Source organism: Vibrio furnissii CIP 102972 (assembly GCF_000176175.1).
GTDB lineage: Bacteria > Pseudomonadota > Gammaproteobacteria > Enterobacterales > Vibrionaceae > Vibrio > Vibrio furnissii.
In genome coordinates this window covers 1-16,355 of record NZ_ACZP01000024.1, presented here as the reverse complement: position 1 = coordinate 16,355, position 16,355 = coordinate 1, and the positions used below count along the sequence as shown (strand labels likewise).

The window sequence follows — 16,355 nt, the reverse complement described above, 5'->3', positions numbered from 1 at the left end:
TGGGCTTGACGACCGATTCTGTTCATCTTGATATCACTAGCTTCCACGTTGATGGTGAGTATGCACAAGATGAAAACACCAACGTGATTAAGCTTGTAAGAGGTTATAGTCGGGATCATAGGCCAGAGCTTAACCAAGTCGTGCTTGAACTCATCTGTGAAAACCAAGCAGGTATTCCTGTTTACATGCAAGCACTGAGTGGTAACACCAATGATGCCAAGGCATTCGCTGAAGTCACTAAAAGACACATACATTGCCTAAAAGCCGCGCAAAATAGTCGTTACTTTATCGCTGATGCCGCTTTGTACACCGAAGAAAGCATCTCCTCGCTAGATGAGCAAAATCAAAAATTCATTACCCGTGTCCCCATGACCATCAAGCTCGCAAAACAAGCACTACTTGCGCTAGAGCCAGAGCAATTAAGCACTATCGGTCATGGCTACTCAGGATGTTGGATAGATGATCTGCTCCAGCCAGACTGGACACTTCATTAAGCGACATTTTGCTGTTCAAAGTTAACTGGGCTTAGATACCCAAGAGCACTGTGCCTTCTCGTCCGATTATAATCAACCTCTATGTACTCGAAGACCGTTTGGCGCATCTCATCTCTCGTCATTATCGGTTCGTATTGAATCGCTTCTACTTTCATCGAATGAAAGAAGCTCTCAACACAAGCATTGTCCCAGCAGTTTCCTTTCCTACTCATACTTTGTTTTAGATTATAAGCAGTTATGAGGTCTCGATAATCTTTTGAGCAATACTGGCTACCCCGATCACTATGAACAATAACTTCCTCTGGGAAGCCTCGACGGAACGAGCCATTGATAATGCATCGCAGACCAGTGTTGCCGTCATCCTCGTATCCATCGACCAGCCTATTACTTGTCGTGAGTAAAGGTCAATGATCACAGCCAAATACAACCAGCCTTCGCTTGTGGCAAGATACGTGATATCTCCCGCCCATTTCTGATTCGGGGCCGTTGCATTAAAGTCCTGAGCTAGCAAGTTCGGAGCTACAGGCATCTTATGCTTGCTGTCCGTTGTACACTTAAACTTGCGTGCCGCTTTCGGCGTTAAATCCTGACGCTTCATGCTGGCTGCAATGGTTTTAACATCATGGCTATCACCGTTCTCAGACTGTTCTTTCTGGATGCGCCTTGAACCATCTCTCCCCTTACTGTTGTCAAAAGCATCTTTAACCTTTGTATCAAGTTCTTGGCGAGTTGCTTCGCGTTGAATAGCCTTGTGGCGATGCTTAATCCAATAATAAAACCCACTTCGAGAAACCCTGAACACCTTAGCCATGCGGACAACACTGAAGCACAGCAGGTGTTCGAGCATGAATTCATAGCAATCTACTTTAGATTTTTCGCGAAGTAGGTGGCCTTTTTTACGATATCTAGCTCTTCTGCTTGTTCTGCCAACTGCCTTTTAAGCTTGGCTACTTCAGCGGCTAGCTCTTGTTCTCGCTGACTGGTTGTGGTGTCTTTCTTTACAGTCTTGCGCCAAGCGTAGATCTGAGATTCATGTAAGGAGAGCTGTCTTGCTGCCGCAGCGACTCCCACGTTCTCTGCTAGCTTCAGAGTTTCGGCTTTAAATTCAGGAGAATGGATAATACGTTTCTTCTTGTTTGTCATGGTTCACCTCGTTAGTGATTGTACTCACTTAACTCAGTGTCCAAAACTGCTGGTGCGGATCACAGGAACTGGGTGTCAGTGAACTGACGATTGGTCTGACGATTGTCGCTCTGGGGACTTCATTGCCGGAACTGGCGGCATCGCTTGCGGCAGCGCGTAAAGGTGAGCATGACTTGGCTGTCGGTAACGTGGTAGGCTCAAACATGTTTAATTCGCTGGCCGTGGTCGGTATTGCCGGTGCCATTGAGCCGATTTCCGATGTTGGAGCGGAAATTTTCTGGCGTGACTGGTCATCGGTCCTGTTCTGTACGGCCTTGCTGCTCTTCACTGCGGTAAAAATTGGTAAAGCAAAAACTATTTCCCGCCTGGAAGGGGGAGTGTTCGTTCTGTGTTATTTAAGTTATAACATTTACTTGATTCAAGGCAGTGTTGGTTAGCGCTGCTTAATGCTGGTGCCTGGTTGAGATATCCGGGTACCGTTTTACAACATCCATAACCCGTTACGGAGATAAAAATGGAGTTACTCGTCAGCTTTTACGAGACACATCAGGCGTTGATTCTGGATATCATCCAGAACTCAATTTTAACCCTGCTTATTTTAGTGATTGCTTCTATCGCATCAAAACTGATGCGTGCCGGTATTCAGAAAGCCATTATGAAAGTGAGCAATGGTGATGAGATTGTCGCGTCTCTGATGTCTAAAGTCGGTGGTTATATTGTCTACATTCTCGCTCTGGTCATTATTCTCGACCTGTTTGGTGTCAATACCACCAGTTTGGTTGCCTTAGTCGGTGCGGCCGGTTTGGCGATTGGCCTGGCATTAAAAGATACCCTGAGCAATATTGCTGCGGGGATTATGATTTTGTTCCTGAAACCGATAAAAAAAGGTGAATTCGTTGAGTTTGCCGGTTACAGCGGTACGGTAAAAGATATTGGTTTGTTCACCTCAGTATTTGAAACCGGTGACGGCCTGTATATTTCCAGCCCGAATCGCACCGTCTGGAACGCAACCATTCGTAACTTCAGCCGTAACGGCCGTCGTCGTATGGAAATCGTGGTAGGTATCTCTTACGAGGATTCAATTGAAACCGGCCTGAAAGTGCTTCAGGATTTAGCGCTCAGCCATGAAGCAGTCATGCTGGATCCGAAACCGCAGGTGATGGTTCAGATGCTGGCGGACAGCTCAGTGAATCTGCAACTACGCGCCTGGTGTACCACGGATAAATACTGGGAAACCTACTGGAGCATTCAGCGTCAGGTGAAAGGTAAGATTGAGGAAGCGGGTATGACCATTCCGTTCCCGCAACGTGATCTGCACATTACGATGACTCAGCCTCAAGCGCAGGAATTGCTGGGTCAGAACAAGGCCTGATGCTCAGCCATTAGCGTTTAATGCTACATAAAAAAGCCTCGCAGTTATCACTGCGAGGCTTTTTCGTATCAGTGTCTCGTCCTGAAATGTGTTTACATATTGATGACGAGAGACTGAATAGTCACTTTGTCAATGAGTGGCTCCGTTACACAAACTCGGACACGGAGCCTGCCCATTGTCTTTTAAAGTAAACCGTTATTTGGCTTTCTTAACCCGCGGTTCACTCATCAGGCCTTTAATCAGCGATATTGTCGCTATCAACAAGACGATAGTGAACGGGAAGCCGGTTGTTACCGCCATCGCCTGCGCCGCAGCCAAACCACCACCCAGCAGCAATGCTATCGCTACTAAGCCTTCGAAGGTACACCAGAACACGCGCTGTGGTGTCGGTGCATCCACTTTACCGCCGGCAGCAATGGTATCGATAACCAGCGAACCTGAATCCGATGATGTGATAAAGAACACAACGACCAGTACGATACCGATGAATGATGTAATTTCATGCAGAGGCATAACTTCAAGCATTTCGAACAGTTTCAATGGCAGGTCTGCGTCCATCACGGCTTTATAACCATCGTTGACGTATTGACTGATCGCGGAACCACCGAACGCCGTCATCCAGAACACACACACGGTTGACGGAACAATCAGCACACAGACGATAAACTCGCGTACGGTTCGGCCACGTGATACACGAGCAATGAACATACCGACGAATGGTGACCATGAAATCCACCACGCCCAGTAGAACGATGTCCAGCCTTGAGAATAGTTCACATCTTCACGGCCAAATGGCATCGACAGTGCAGGGAAGTTGGTCAGATAAGCACCGATATTATCGAAAAATCCGAGCAGAATCGCGGCTGTCGGACCGATGACTACCACGAAAAACAGCAGCAGTGCAGCCAGCAGCATGTTCATTTCTGACAGGCGTTTTACGCCGCCATCAAGGCCAGCCAGTACAGACAGCAGTGCAAATGCAGTGATCACAATGATCAGAATAATTTGCGTGGTGTCAGTCAATGGGATATCAAACAGGAAGTTTAACCCGGTCGCAGCCTGAGACGCGCCGTAGCCCAGAGATGTCGCCAGACCGAAGACCGTCGCCACAATTGCCAGAATATCGATGATATGACCAGTCCAGCCCCAGACTCGTTCGCCAAACAGCGGATAGAACACTGAACGCATAGTCAGTGGTAACCCTTTGTTGAACGAGAAAATAGCCAGTCCCAGAGCCAGCAATGCGTATATTGCCCAAGGGTGAAGTGCCCAATGGTAAATCGTCGCTGCCATACCGAGCGAACGTGCGGCTTCGGTATCACCCATCGCACCACCCAGTGGTGCCCAGTCGGTACGCACACCATTTTCCAGTGTGGTGCCGCCCAGCGCGGTAGTGAAATGGGTCATGGGTTCAGAAACGCCAAAGAAGACTAGGCCAATCCCCATGCCGGCCGCAAATAACATCGCCAGCCATCCTGAATAGGAATAATCCGGAGTGGCATCGGTACCGCCGATTCTGACCCGGCCTAACGGTGATATGGCCAGTCCGAGACAGACGACAACAAAAATGTTACCTGATAACAAGAAGAACCAATCAAAACTTGAGGTGAGCCAAGATCTTAAGTGAAGAAACAGGGGTTCGACTTGTTCGCGAAAGATTAGGGTTGCAAATACAAAGATGACAATCGCTAAGCCTGAGACGGCGAAAACCCGGTTATGAATGTCCAGGCCAAACGGACCGACGGAAAGAACGACGTTGTCCTGACCAACGGTATAATCCGTATCGATTGGGTTTGCTTTGCCACTAGGGTGGGGAACACCACCATTATCGCTACTCATTTTCTCTCCATTGTTGGTTATAAAAATTCACTAGATGTCGTGAGAAGCTAAGCACTCAGATAATGTGAGTGCTTCTCTTTTTCCAAGAAAATGATTTAGGTCATTTCCATTGGATATAAAACTCTCCTAATATAAAAAATACCCAGTTAGTACTGCCATAAATCACCATCTGAGATGGAAAAAATAATGAAAAACATGGCATTAAAAGGACCTTATTATTGTCCGTTATCTTACTGGTTGCAATCTCCGTTGCATTGGCCACTACGAGCAAAAACCTCTTTGACTAAGAGTATTATGGCTCAAAGTAACAGTTTTGTATTGGAGCAAGCGGAAATGATCAGCTCCTACATCGATGAGAAAGCCGGCGGTGTGAGCAAAATTGCCCAACAGTATAAAAACCAGCCGATGACAGGCTCTGCCGATGAACTGATTAACCAGACCAAGTCTCTGGCTAACGCGCTCAATCTGGAGAGCGCAGCGCGCTTCCTGTATCGAAAAAATGCAGGGCGGTACCGTATCCGCGGATCTGACCTTATCGTTTTTGAACGACATGGTCAAAACGACTATCTCGAGTGCGGTGGCTGTGATCATGAGTGACAACACGACATTGCTGCCTTCATCGTCGTCTGTTACTAAAAGTGGCGACAAAGTTACGGATTATCCTAGGCTTAAGAAGCCGTGCTGAATGCTGTTGGTAAACAGAGCTCTGTGTTTGACTACACTCTTAACGGGTAACCCAAAATCTTGTTCTCACATGTTATTAATGTTGGGGACAAAAATGGTACTAGGCAATTGGCTTAGACCGTTCGATTGCCTTTGCTCAGTTCGATGGACCAGAAACAATGCGATCCTTGCGACGGTTGTTGCCACGATAGTTTGCGTGGTTATCGCATTTTCTTGATCAACTTTTTTATCGTCCGATTATTTCTCTGCGCGATACGATCGCTAACCTTTCCAGTAGCAACGGTGACCTGGTTCAGATCACCTTTGATTCATGCTGACGAGACCTCTCATCACAGAAATGATGAACAAAGCCTTCGCTGGTGTTGGTTAGTGGCAAGTGATGACCTTGTCTATGAGCAAATACTTTATTCGCGCTCGACCTCATCAGCGAAAAAGGTCATTGATGAAGACTATGCAGTCATTGTGGTCAGCGACCAGTGCCCTAGCTATAACTGGATAGCCGCAGACCGTCATCAGTTATGTTGGGCACATGTGAAGCGTAACCTTCAGCAAATGGCGGATTATAGTGGCGGTGGCCACACCGCTTATATTGGCAGACATCTTTGTTTGCTGACGAACGCCATTTTCCATACTCGGCATCGTTATGAACAAGATGAGTTAAATTATGCGCTATACTTACGAAGAATGCGTAGGTTGCAGAAATCGTTCGATCATTGGTTGAGCAAAGGGACTGATGTCATGGTCAAGCGATATCGGGGGCGATGCAAGTTACTGCTCAAACATAGAGAGAGCTTGTGGGTTTTCCTCAAGAAAGTGTCAATCCCCTTAACCAATAATGAAGCTGAGCGATGTATTAGAGGTTTTGTAATCCAAAGGAAAATCAGCTTCGGAACGACCTCGGATGCAGGCGATAAATTCCGCAGTAGGATACATACCCTCATCGAAACCTGCAAAAAACGTGGCTTGTCGGCAATGTCAGTGTTGAGTGAGATCATCACGGCTGTTGTGGCGAAGAGACCGTACCCCAACATCTTTGATCTATAGGCTGTTCCCCCCGTTAATATCGAGTCAAGTTACCTTGGTGAACGATTACGTTTTAAGTCCTAGCTTATCAACGACATGCTCTGCAATCGCTTGATAAAGTGCGGAGACATCTGCTTCATATAAAGCATCTAACGTGCGTCCGAGTACATCGTCCGTTAAATGGTGAGCTTCAATATCTTTAGCAAGCAACTTGGCAACAGGCTTCGTCTCGAAGAAGTCAGAAAACATATGCAGCGTTCTGCTGTGAAAGCCAAGACCATTGAGAATCATCGCCAAGACCATTGAGAATCATCGCCAAGACCGCATCGCCATGTGAAACGTTATGATCCGAGTACTTGGGAATGACGCGATCAATAATACCAGGTAAGCCGATTTCATGGCAGAAAGCAGCGATCAGCCCTAAGTGATCTAGGCGTTTAATGACAGGTTGAGCAGCAGACATAATAAAGTGACCGTTAAATAACAGTAATAGATCAAAACTGGGGATCGCGGTCAAGAGGTCTGTCGCACTAACATTTGTAAACGATCACTGGATCACATTGTTTTAATTCTGAAATTGGCTGCGGAATGACGGGTTCACAAGATTTCTGAACCATTTTGAGAAGGTTTTGGACAAAAGCTCGTTAGAGTTTCTACTTAATTTAGTTAAACACGAATTACTTTAAGTATGTAAAACTCACTCAACTTATAACGTTTTTAGCTGGTACAAATTAGTACGGGAGAAATCAAGGGTAAAGATGTCTAGAGAGACTAATTTCAGGAGCGATGAATAGTTTAAATTCTGTGTAGCGTTTAAATACATTCAACAAAATATTCGGACAATTGGGGGAATTGCCCGATTCATTTTTAGAGTCTTACCACCAAGCTTCCATCTGTATACCAAAGCTCAGTTGACTGTCCTTATTATCAGCAAAAGGCGTTTCATCATTCGCTTTTAGATATGTAGAATAAATTCTGATCTCAGGTCTCAGGAATTGGCTTTCACCAACTGAAGGCTTTGTTGCGTAATTCGATGGAACTAAATCAAGAAGCTACGATCTGAGCGGTTACGCCCATCAATCGTCGTAGCCTCATGCCTAAACCTCGTTACAAAACAACTAACTGGAAGCAGTACAATAAAGCCTTAATCAAACGTGGTTCTCTGACCTTTTGGATTGATGAGGAAGCGATAGCCGAGTGGAAGCAAAACAAACAAGGCAAGCGTGGTAGACCTCGCCGATTCAGCGACTTAGCCATTACTACCGCTCTGATGGTGAAACGCGTTTTCTCTATGCCATTGAGAGCGCTGCAAGGTTTTTTAGACTCAGTATTTAAGCTGGCTAACATCTCGCTTGTTTGCCCACACTACACCTGTATAAGCCGCCGAGCTAAGGAAGTTGAGGTTTCATTTAAAACCAAAACCAGAGGTGCGATACAACATCTGGCAATTGATGCCACTGGCCTCAAGGTTTATGGCGAAGGTGAATGGAAGGTCAAGAAGCATGGAACTGATGGGAAGCGAAGAGTCTGGCGTAAGCTACATATCGCGGTAGATACAAGCACCCACGAAATAGTCGCAGCAGAGCTGAGCTTATCTAACGTAACTGATGCCGAAGTGCTCCCCAACTTACTCAAGCAGACACGTCGTAAAATCATTGAGATATCAGGCGATGGCACTTATGACACAAGGAATTGCCATGATGCTATACGGTTCAAGCGAGCGGTTCCGCTTATCCCGTCACGAGAAGGAGCTACCTTCTGGGAACAAGGACACCCTCGCAATTTAGCAGTAGGTTGTCAGAAGCTCTACGGCTCCAACAAGAAATGGAAAAATCGGTATGGCTATCATAAGCGCTCGCTATCAGAGACAGCAATGTATCGGGTGAAACAGTTGTTAGGTGGAAAATTAAGCCTGAGAAACTACAACGCTCAGGTTGGCGAGACTTACGCCATGATCAAAGCACTGAACAAACTTACAGGGCTTGGTATGCCTGAAACTCCGTATATTGTATAAAAGTCGCTCAACTTTAGGAGGTTTGGTTTCTCGTCTGAATTACGCAACAAAGCCTACTAAACTCTAAGATAACATTTGCTGGTGATAATCAACCGACACGATCTCAATTAGAAAAAATGCACCACATGGCTCATGAGAATTGTTTTATCGCCAATTCGGTTAAAACTGAAGTGACGACGCTTATTGCAGATTAAATGAAGCTCTTTGTCAAAGCGCAGTGTATCGCCGAATAGTGTTAAGCCAGCAGTCCGGCTGCTGGCTATTGTGAACTAAACGATGCCTTGCTCGATCATGGCATCAGCGACTCTTCTAAAGCCGGCAATGTTTGCGCCTAAAACTAAATTACCAGGTTGACCAAACTCTCGACTGGTTTCGTTTGCATTAATAAAGATGTTTTTCATGATGGTCTGCAACTGGCTATCGACTTGCTCGAAGGTCCAGTTTTGCATGCTGGCATTTTGTGCCATTTCAAGCTGACTGGTTGCAACGCCGCCTGCATTGGCTGCTTTCGCTGGCCCATAAGCCATTTCGGAATCCACGATGATATTGACCGCATCACGAGTGGTTGGCATGTTTGCGCCTTCACTAATCAAAACACACCCATTATCGATAAGAGCAAGAGCATCGTTTGACGTCAGTTCATTTTGGGTCGCGCAAGGGAATGCGGCGTCAGCTTGATATCGCCATACAGCATGCCCTTCATTAGGATAGTCACCCAACGGCGTATACTCTGCTTCAGGGTAAGTGTCTAAATACTCTTCTAAACTTGCTCTTTTCACTTCTTTTAGTTGCTTGAGGAGCTGCAGATCAATACCGTGTTCATGATAAATCGTGCCTCTAGAATCGCTGCATGTTACTGGGGTTGCTCCCATGTGGTATAGCTTTTCAATTGCATAGATAGCGACGTTACCTGCGCCAGAAACGAGGCAAGTTTTGCCTTTTAGTGAATCATTACGGTCATTGAGCATGCATTCCGCAAAATATACGGTTCCGTATCCCGTTGCTTCTTTTCTAACAAGTGAGCCCCCCCAAAGAAGGCTCTTGCCTGTAAGTACTCCTTCGTAGCGGCCCGTCAATCGTTTATATTGACCAAACATATAACCAATTTCACGCGCACCGACGCCGATATCGCCAGCAGGAACATCGGTAACGGGACCAATGTGGCGGTATAACTCGTTCATAAATGATTGGCAAAATCGCATGATTTCACCGTCAGATTTTCCTTTAGGATCGAAATTTGAACCGCCTTTTCCGCCACCAATTGGAAGGCCAGTAAGCGCGTTTTTAAAAATCTGTTCAAAGCCGAGGAACTTTATGATGCTCGCGTTCACTGAATGATGGAACCTCAGTCCGCCTTTGTATGGACCTAACGCGGAGTTAAACTCGACGCGGTAGCCTTTGTTTACTTGCACATTCCCTGCGTCATCGACCCAAGGAACTCGAAACATGATTTGACGTTCTGGTTCTACGATTCTTTGGATAATCGCTTGTTCTTTATATTTATTATTGCTTTCTATGACTGGAGCGAGAGAAGTTAATACTTCTTCTACGGCTTGGTAAAACTCTTTTTGAGCCGGGCTACTGTGTTGTAACGCAACAATAGTATCGTGTATGTGTGACATAGTCCTCTTCCTTGATATGAATAAGTAATCAGTTTATATGAATTTATTCCCATTAAATAGTGATTTTGACCAATTCTCAATGGCTATACCTATTCAACTTGAAGATGCAGGTTTCAATATCTGAAAATTATCCGTAATTCTGGATACGAGTGAGCCTGCAACTTTTGGTAATGTCGCATGGCGTTGTTGAACAAATCAGGTGAAGGACATATCTTGCCTACGTTCTATCAGCATTAGTTTTGAACTGGCATACCTAGTCCTATTACTTTGTTCATGGCTTTGACATTGGCAAGCGCTTCACCTACTTGAGCATTATAATTCCTTAAGCTCAATTGGCCACTCGTTAGCCCTTTGTATCGTGACATTGCCGTTTCAGATAGAGAACGGTCGTGATAACCAGAGTTAATTTTCCATTGAGCCAACGTATCACTTTTTAACGCTTTTACTGCTTCGTTTCTTGGGTGTCCATCATCCCAGAAGCTAGCATTTTTACGTGGCGGTATTAACGGAGTAATGCCTTTTCTTTGTAACACGTTATGGCAACCCTTCGTATCGTATGCACCATCGCCAGAGACTGAACCTATTTTTCTTCGTAATGGATTAAGCAGCGTCGGAAGCACTTCACTATCACCGACATTAACCAAGCTCACTTCAGCACTGATGACTTCATGCGTATCTACATCTACAGCAAGATGCCGTTTACGCCATGTTCTGCGCTTTTCGTTTCCGTGTTTTTTGACTTTCCACTCTCCCTCTCCAAAGACTTTAAGAAATGGCGATATGACGAATGCAGCCTTTAGACTTGTTACGATACCGTACTGTAGGAGAGGAATAAAGTTTCATACTAAACAGTCAATGACCTATGTTGATTGTCATGAGAAAAAGTATCGAAAATTTGGTGGTGTCATTCATCGCTGAGAATGTACGTTAAAACATAAAGGGGCAAAAGTGGATTACAGTTATTAAATGGGAAGTGTTTTTCCTCATACTCTTCAACTAATGCAGCTAACTTTTCAAATTCACCACCTTCAGGAGTCTCTGGTTTGGCTGTGGCCTACAGAAATCATATCCGATTCAAACCAATGCATAATTTTTTATTGATTTACCTGATTTATACTTTCTATCAATAACAACAATGACATGATGAGCTCACAAGATGACCAATAAGGTTCTATTTCCAACGTTACTATTGCTCACTGCAATGTTAACGGGCTGCACTTATGGGATGCACCAGGCAATTTGGGGGCACAGTGATGAACCCACGGAGACGCCTGAAGAGATGACCAAATCCTCTCAATACGTTATCAACCGTATGGAACAGTACTGCCTAGATTCCACCAAAGCGTGGAAAGGTAATTCATGCCGCTTTACGTTCAACACACAATGGGATTTCTGGGGACGTTCAGGAGATTGGTTTGAAGCAATGACACGTGGTATCGATACGTTCGATCAAGTTCTTAAGGAGCACTACCCTATCGTCGCGGGTGGACACGTGGTGAGTTACTACTTTAGAAGAGGTTGGGACAGCACTCAAACTCGCTCTTGGCGGTATGTCCTTGGTGATGGCTCAACGATATTGACGATCGACAGAACGTGGAAAAACCTTCCCAACGAAGTGGAAACCGCAATTGTTGAAGAGCAGATTACCTTTGTCATTGGGTTTGAATCGAGTCACCCATGCCTTAAGTCATCATCCTACCTTTCGATGAGAAAGTGTGAGGGCTTTATGGACTCACTGCATAAGACACCAGAACAGTTTCATGAAGCGGATTTATCCCGAACAGCCGTGTCTATTAAGCGCGTTAATACCTCACTAGCTTACCTGGCAGCCAAAGGAGATAAGAGTTCAGAAGCATCTAAAGCCTACAACCAGATGGTTGCAGAACAGAAGAAACGAGATAGTGAAGCGGTCAGCGCAGGTATCCGCCAAGGGTTGGCAAACTTCGATACTAGCGTTAAAACGCTGCCTACATACAGCCAATCGAATACTAACAACTATGTTCCCCGACCGAACCTGAGTAAGCAATACGCGCAAATCCAACCGACTTACATGGATCGCATGGAAAAGAGAGAGCAGGCTCTGGCTACGATGAAAAATGCTACCCAAGCCGGAAATAAAACAACGACGGCACCATCTGTCGCGTCTGCTGCTTCAAGTCAACCGTCAACCAACGGGACAACCGTTCAGGCTAACCCAACTCAACAAACCGGTGGGAATGCTAAACCTATAAGTACAGCACGAACTAAAGACTTCAAAGAGGCGATTGCCTACTGCTGGACGCTCAAAGAGCCGAAGAGTGGTCAGAAGGACATTTGGTTCTGCCACGGCCCCATCCAAAAAACATTAGTTGCGACCACTCTCCCGAAAGCTATGGAGTTGGTCGGTTGTGATTACCCAAATGCACTGAGAAAGTGGGATTTTAAAGATGGTGTGGTTCACGCCTGTGACCTTGGTTTGGAAAACTACGATGAAGACGTCGCTAATCTCTACCAGGTACCTTCGGTCATCACTAAGAATTTGCATCAGTATCGATGCAATCTACCTTACCAAGGCAGATGCAGAACAACTCGCTGAACTCAAGGGCGCTCGATTGGGCGCCTTGTTACTAATTTCGATTTCTGAGGTAGTGTTACAATGCTTCATGAGTTGCGACCGGGAACGCATCTAGACATGTGTATCGTTGAGAAGATCCATTGTCCTCCATTTTAGCGATTTTAGGTTGGAGGATTTACTTTTGAGCGCTTTAAACTGCATTCATTGCACGTCCAATTTATCGCAGAGCAAATAAAGGCAACCAAGAGTGTGGTCATGTATAAATGCACTGAGCCTGGTGAGATGATATCCAGATAAAAGTCATTGTTTAGAAACTCCAACCCAAACACGAATGCAAATGCGCAAGCCAGCCCTTTCGTGTATACATAGTGAAGAAAACCGTTGCGTCTTTGTAACAACCACTCTTGTCGCTGTTTCCTGTCCATACCTAACTCCTCCCTGAAAATTTCATAGAATGATGCGCTACAATGACAACAGCATAAGTGTCATTGTCCATCGCAGTAAAGCCCAGAGTCTGCGTTCAAGATGATGGCACTCACGTGCTGTGCTACATGAACTGAAACCCATTTGAGTTTCTGCGCTGGTTGCACATAGCAAAGAATACGGGCTTTCCCGTTTGACGATACGCGTTCGCAGTAACGGGGACGACTCATTACGAACGACGCCCCCTAGAGACCAGCAATGTGGCCTCTGTAGCACTCGGCATTTATGTTAACTCGGGCGCAGAGAATTACGTTAACGGAAACACGCTAACCATAGCAGTACCACGGTGATGGTGACATCATTCATCTTCAGTCACATCGACTTTCTCTTCCAAGTCTCTGATTAATGCATCAGCAATATGCTCAGCCGTAAACGCGAAGATATTCAGCTCTGACGTTGCCAGCATCCCTTCAACCGGTCGCTCGAGATGAAAAACCATATTCCAGTATTGATAGTCAATCCAAAGCTTGAGCCAGTCATTCGTCAACTGTAAGCGAGCGCAGACCGGCTTATCGTCACTGAGACGAGTCTGCATATCGTCAATCGTCGCGATGATAAACTGTCTGGTATCGTCACAAATGAGCATCACACTCTTTCTCCATTCTAAATCGTGAGTGGTCGAAAAAGAGTAGTCAACGAACCGAAGAATTGCTTATGGCCTGTCAGGGCCTATTTGCTCAACGTTATTTTTAACACTCCTCAGGTGGAGTTCTAATTTAGGAGAGCGACTATGTGGCGGGTTCACTGCTATCGGTGTTTCTGCAAAGCACGCAGTACTGCGAATCACCATACAATCGACGTGCAAACACCAAGGCCATCGTCCCTGATGGGAATACGCCCAAATAGATTCGGCTTTCAACTTTCGCCTGCAGAGCGCAGCCCAATCGATGAACCTCATGATGCCCTTGCGAATTCACACATTTATTTACGTAATATCGATTCATCCCCGACTTCCAGCACAACGCAAACGAAAGACAACGCTACAATTTTAACCGCTTTAAGAGATAGTGTGTAATATCCGTTTCCGTCACCAAGCCTTTATAGCGATTATCGGTGACCAAGACGATGGGCAGAGAAAGCGCGCTCTCTTTGAGTAACGGGAGCACATCTGTGAGCAGTGCCTGTGCGTCCATGATGGTCAGCTGCGTGTTCATCATGCTGGCGACGGGCTTATTCCAGATGCCCGCTTCTTTCATGGTTTCATGTTCAGTTCCCATGGCCGGAGTCAGATGAAGATTGAGCTGAGCTTTGTCCACCAAACCGACACATTCCCCTTTGTTGATAACGGGGATCACATTAATGGCGTCGGGTTTTAAGTATTCGTTAGCCAGGATGAGCGGCTCACCGGGGTCTAAACGAGGCAGGCTTTTGCTGGCAATATTGAGTAAGGTGATGGCTTCTTCATCCGCATCCGAGCTATCCGTCAGGCCATCGGCATGCAGCTGTCGAAGTATCGTCTCGAGCTGTTTCTCCGCCTCCTGTAGGTCGCCATAATCAACCGGCTTAGCAAACAGGTACCCTTGCATATAGTCCACCCCCAGGTAAGACAGCAAACGGGCTTCGTCCGGCGTTTCGATACCTTCAGCAATCACCTCAACGTCCAGGCGGTGGCATAGTCTGACCAACAGCTTAATGACCTGGTAGTATTCCCCCCGCTCATGGCTGCGTTCAATCAGCTCGCGGCTGACTCTGAGGTACTGAAATTGTCCTTGGCTCAGTAGGTCAGCCAGTCGGAATCCCTCGGACAAGTCGTCCAGCGCAAACTGTACGCCCCGCTGACGAAACTCCGGAAGTAGCGTTGAGACATCGAGCGTTGCCGCAGGACTTTTGACTTCATTCATGTCGATGACAATGTGCCGTGGCTCGACCTGCTCCTGCTTCGCAAGCAGCACCATGCATTCCAGGACTTCGGACAAACTCTGTTGGGTATTCGGCGAAAGGTTGAGATTCAGGAAACGACCGGACTTTTTCAGCCACGGCGCACACTGGGAAAACGCGTTCTGGTAAGTCAGTAAATCCAACTCTGAGATGAGATTTAAATCTTCAGCGAGCCCAATCAACTCCGTGGTTGTCGCGTTAAGCGCCGCGTCCAGGTTAAAACGGCACAGCGCCTCATAGCCAGCCACCACCCAGTCCTGACACCGTATAATAGGTTGGTACTGAACGCCTATCGCGCCTTTCTCGATGGCATCTCGTACAAGGTCCTCTAACAGCACGTAGCGCTTAATCGTCAGTTGCAAATCGGTATCGTAGAACTGTATACGGCTTTTATGTCCGGCTTGCTGAGCCAATGTCGCCTGAGAAGCATGCACGACTGCCGTCTTCATGGAATGGGTGTCCTTCCCCAACACCGACACACCAACTTTCCCGGAAATTAAAAACCGATACATGCGCTCATCGGCCTGCTTCACTTCAGAAAAGAAATGACGAATGCTGAAATGAATCGCGCGGGCCTGGTTTTGGCTAATGCATATCGGTTCGCACACGTAGACCAACAGGAAATTCTGATTCAGATTCCCGACCACCTGAGCACTTTTCACGGTTTGCATGACTTTGTGGAAAACGTCAAACGCTCTGGGATCCAGACTGGCGGGCTTAATGGCAAGCACCAGCGAGATGTTCTGATACCGTGCGGTGTGCATTTTGGACTCCGCCGCCGAGATAAAAGCAGCCTGGTCCATGGTGCGTGACGATTCGGATTGAGTTGACGTTGATACGGGGGCCATCAGTGACTCCTTCGTTCTGCTCTCAGCCGCAAACTTCCATCGCGAGCTGGTGACGTAAAATTTGGACTTGTCGCTCTGCCGAGAGTTTCAGACTCCACGCCAGTTCGTACACTTCCTGAGAAACCTGACCTTGAAGATAACGGTGCTGCGTATGGTTATAGCTGGCTTCGAGCAGTGCCAGGCGTTCGCAGGCAGCATGGTATCGGTCCCAACTGTCAGCATGGCTGTGCATCATGGTTCACCTCTTACATCCATGTCGGTCGTGATGTGGTTATGCTTAACTGTAAACGAACGACGTTCTGTTCGTAAATCAATTTTGGAAGAATGGCGAGAGAACTGTGCGCTTAGTCATTGAAAAAAGAGCCGCCAAACGGCGGCTGCTTTGAGGGTTTATCAATCGT

General features: G+C 46.4%; 9 protein-coding genes and 8 pseudogenes. 8 read left to right on the top strand and 9 right to left on the bottom strand.

The features are described from left to right. Positions 1-458 (top strand): annotated as a pseudogene (locus VFA_RS22975) (IS1634 family transposase); the annotation flags it as partial. Between the two features lie 32 nt (positions 459-490). Here VFA_RS22975 and VFA_RS23855 read toward each other — a convergent pair. Next, positions 491-1,637: pseudogene (locus tag VFA_RS23855) on the bottom strand (IS3 family transposase). A gap of 59 nt (positions 1,638-1,696) precedes the next feature. On the opposite strand from VFA_RS23855, the pseudogene VFA_RS22960 reads away from it, so the two are divergent. Next, positions 1,697-2,074, top strand: a pseudogene (locus VFA_RS22960) (sodium:calcium antiporter); the annotation flags it as partial. 77 nt (positions 2,075-2,151) lie between these two features. After that, positions 2,152-3,009 (top strand): mechanosensitive ion channel family protein, encoded by an 858-nt coding sequence (locus VFA_RS22955; protein WP_004729635.1) that lies wholly within the window; start codon positions 2,152-2,154, stop codon positions 3,007-3,009. Positions 3,010-3,204: 195 nt separating this feature from the next. On the opposite strand, the gene VFA_RS22950 is transcribed toward VFA_RS22955, so the two are convergent. Then, the gene (locus VFA_RS22950) at positions 3,205-4,848 is read right to left on the bottom strand and encodes a BCCT family transporter (protein ID WP_038152912.1); all 1,644 of its coding nucleotides are present in this window, start codon (positions 4,846-4,848) and stop codon (positions 3,205-3,207) included. Between the two features lie 186 nt (positions 4,849-5,034). Between VFA_RS22950 and VFA_RS22945 the strand changes: the two genes are divergently transcribed. Continuing rightward, entirely contained in the window at positions 5,035-5,445 is a 411-nt protein-coding gene (locus VFA_RS22945; RefSeq protein ID WP_038152911.1) for a hypothetical protein, read from the top strand. 384 nt (positions 5,446-5,829) lie between these two features. Beyond that, positions 5,830-6,576, top strand: a pseudogene (tnpC, locus tag VFA_RS22940) (IS66 family transposase); the annotation flags it as partial. A gap of 48 nt (positions 6,577-6,624) precedes the next feature. Here tnpC and VFA_RS23610 read toward each other — a convergent pair. Next, a pseudogene (locus VFA_RS23610) lies at positions 6,625-7,018 on the bottom strand (DUF4277 domain-containing protein); the annotation flags it as partial. 412 nt (positions 7,019-7,430) lie between these two features. Further along, a pseudogene (locus VFA_RS24320) lies at positions 7,431-7,556 on the bottom strand (carbohydrate porin); the annotation flags it as partial. Positions 7,557-7,648: 92 nt separating this feature from the next. On the opposite strand from VFA_RS24320, the gene VFA_RS22930 reads away from it, so the two are divergent. Further along, entirely contained in the window at positions 7,649-8,569 is a 921-nt protein-coding gene (locus VFA_RS22930; RefSeq protein WP_004729630.1) for an IS5 family transposase, read from the top strand. Between the two features lie 56 nt (positions 8,570-8,625). Continuing rightward, positions 8,626-8,763: pseudogene (locus tag VFA_RS24125) on the top strand (OsmC family protein); the annotation flags it as partial. A gap of 75 nt (positions 8,764-8,838) precedes the next feature. Here the strand turns inward: VFA_RS24125 and gdhA are convergent. Both gdhA and VFA_RS23595 read right to left on the bottom strand, forming a co-directional pair. Further along, positions 8,839-10,191, bottom strand: a complete 1,353-nt coding sequence (gene gdhA, locus VFA_RS22925) for an NADP-specific glutamate dehydrogenase (RefSeq protein ID WP_004729629.1) — start codon at positions 10,189-10,191, stop codon at positions 8,839-8,841. A 233-nt stretch (positions 10,192-10,424) separates the two neighbouring features. Beyond that, positions 10,425-10,961 (bottom strand): annotated as a pseudogene (locus tag VFA_RS23595) (IS5 family transposase); the annotation flags it as partial. A gap of 386 nt (positions 10,962-11,347) precedes the next feature. Here VFA_RS23595 and VFA_RS22920 point away from each other — a divergent pair. After that, on the top strand, positions 11,348-12,766 hold the full coding sequence (locus tag VFA_RS22920; RefSeq protein WP_004729627.1) for a hypothetical protein: 1,419 nt from the start codon (positions 11,348-11,350) through the stop codon (positions 12,764-12,766). Positions 12,767-13,526: 760 nt separating this feature from the next. Here VFA_RS22920 and VFA_RS22915 read toward each other — a convergent pair. The 3 genes from VFA_RS22915 to VFA_RS22905 all read right to left on the bottom strand — a co-directional run bounded on the left by VFA_RS22915 (position 13,527) and on the right by VFA_RS22905 (position 16,189). Further along, on the bottom strand, positions 13,527-13,814 hold the full coding sequence (locus VFA_RS22915) for a hypothetical protein (protein WP_004729626.1): 288 nt from the start codon (positions 13,812-13,814) through the stop codon (positions 13,527-13,529). 394 nt (positions 13,815-14,208) lie between these two features. Continuing rightward, positions 14,209-15,954 carry an EAL domain-containing protein gene (locus VFA_RS22910; RefSeq protein WP_004729624.1) on the bottom strand — a complete coding sequence of 582 codons (1,746 nt, stop codon included), beginning with the start codon at positions 15,952-15,954 and terminating at the stop codon, positions 14,209-14,211. 22 nt (positions 15,955-15,976) lie between these two features. Then, the gene (locus VFA_RS22905; protein WP_038152787.1) at positions 15,977-16,189 is read right to left on the bottom strand and encodes a hypothetical protein; all 213 of its coding nucleotides are present in this window, start codon (positions 16,187-16,189) and stop codon (positions 15,977-15,979) included. Between the last annotated feature and the right edge of the window lie 166 nt (positions 16,190-16,355).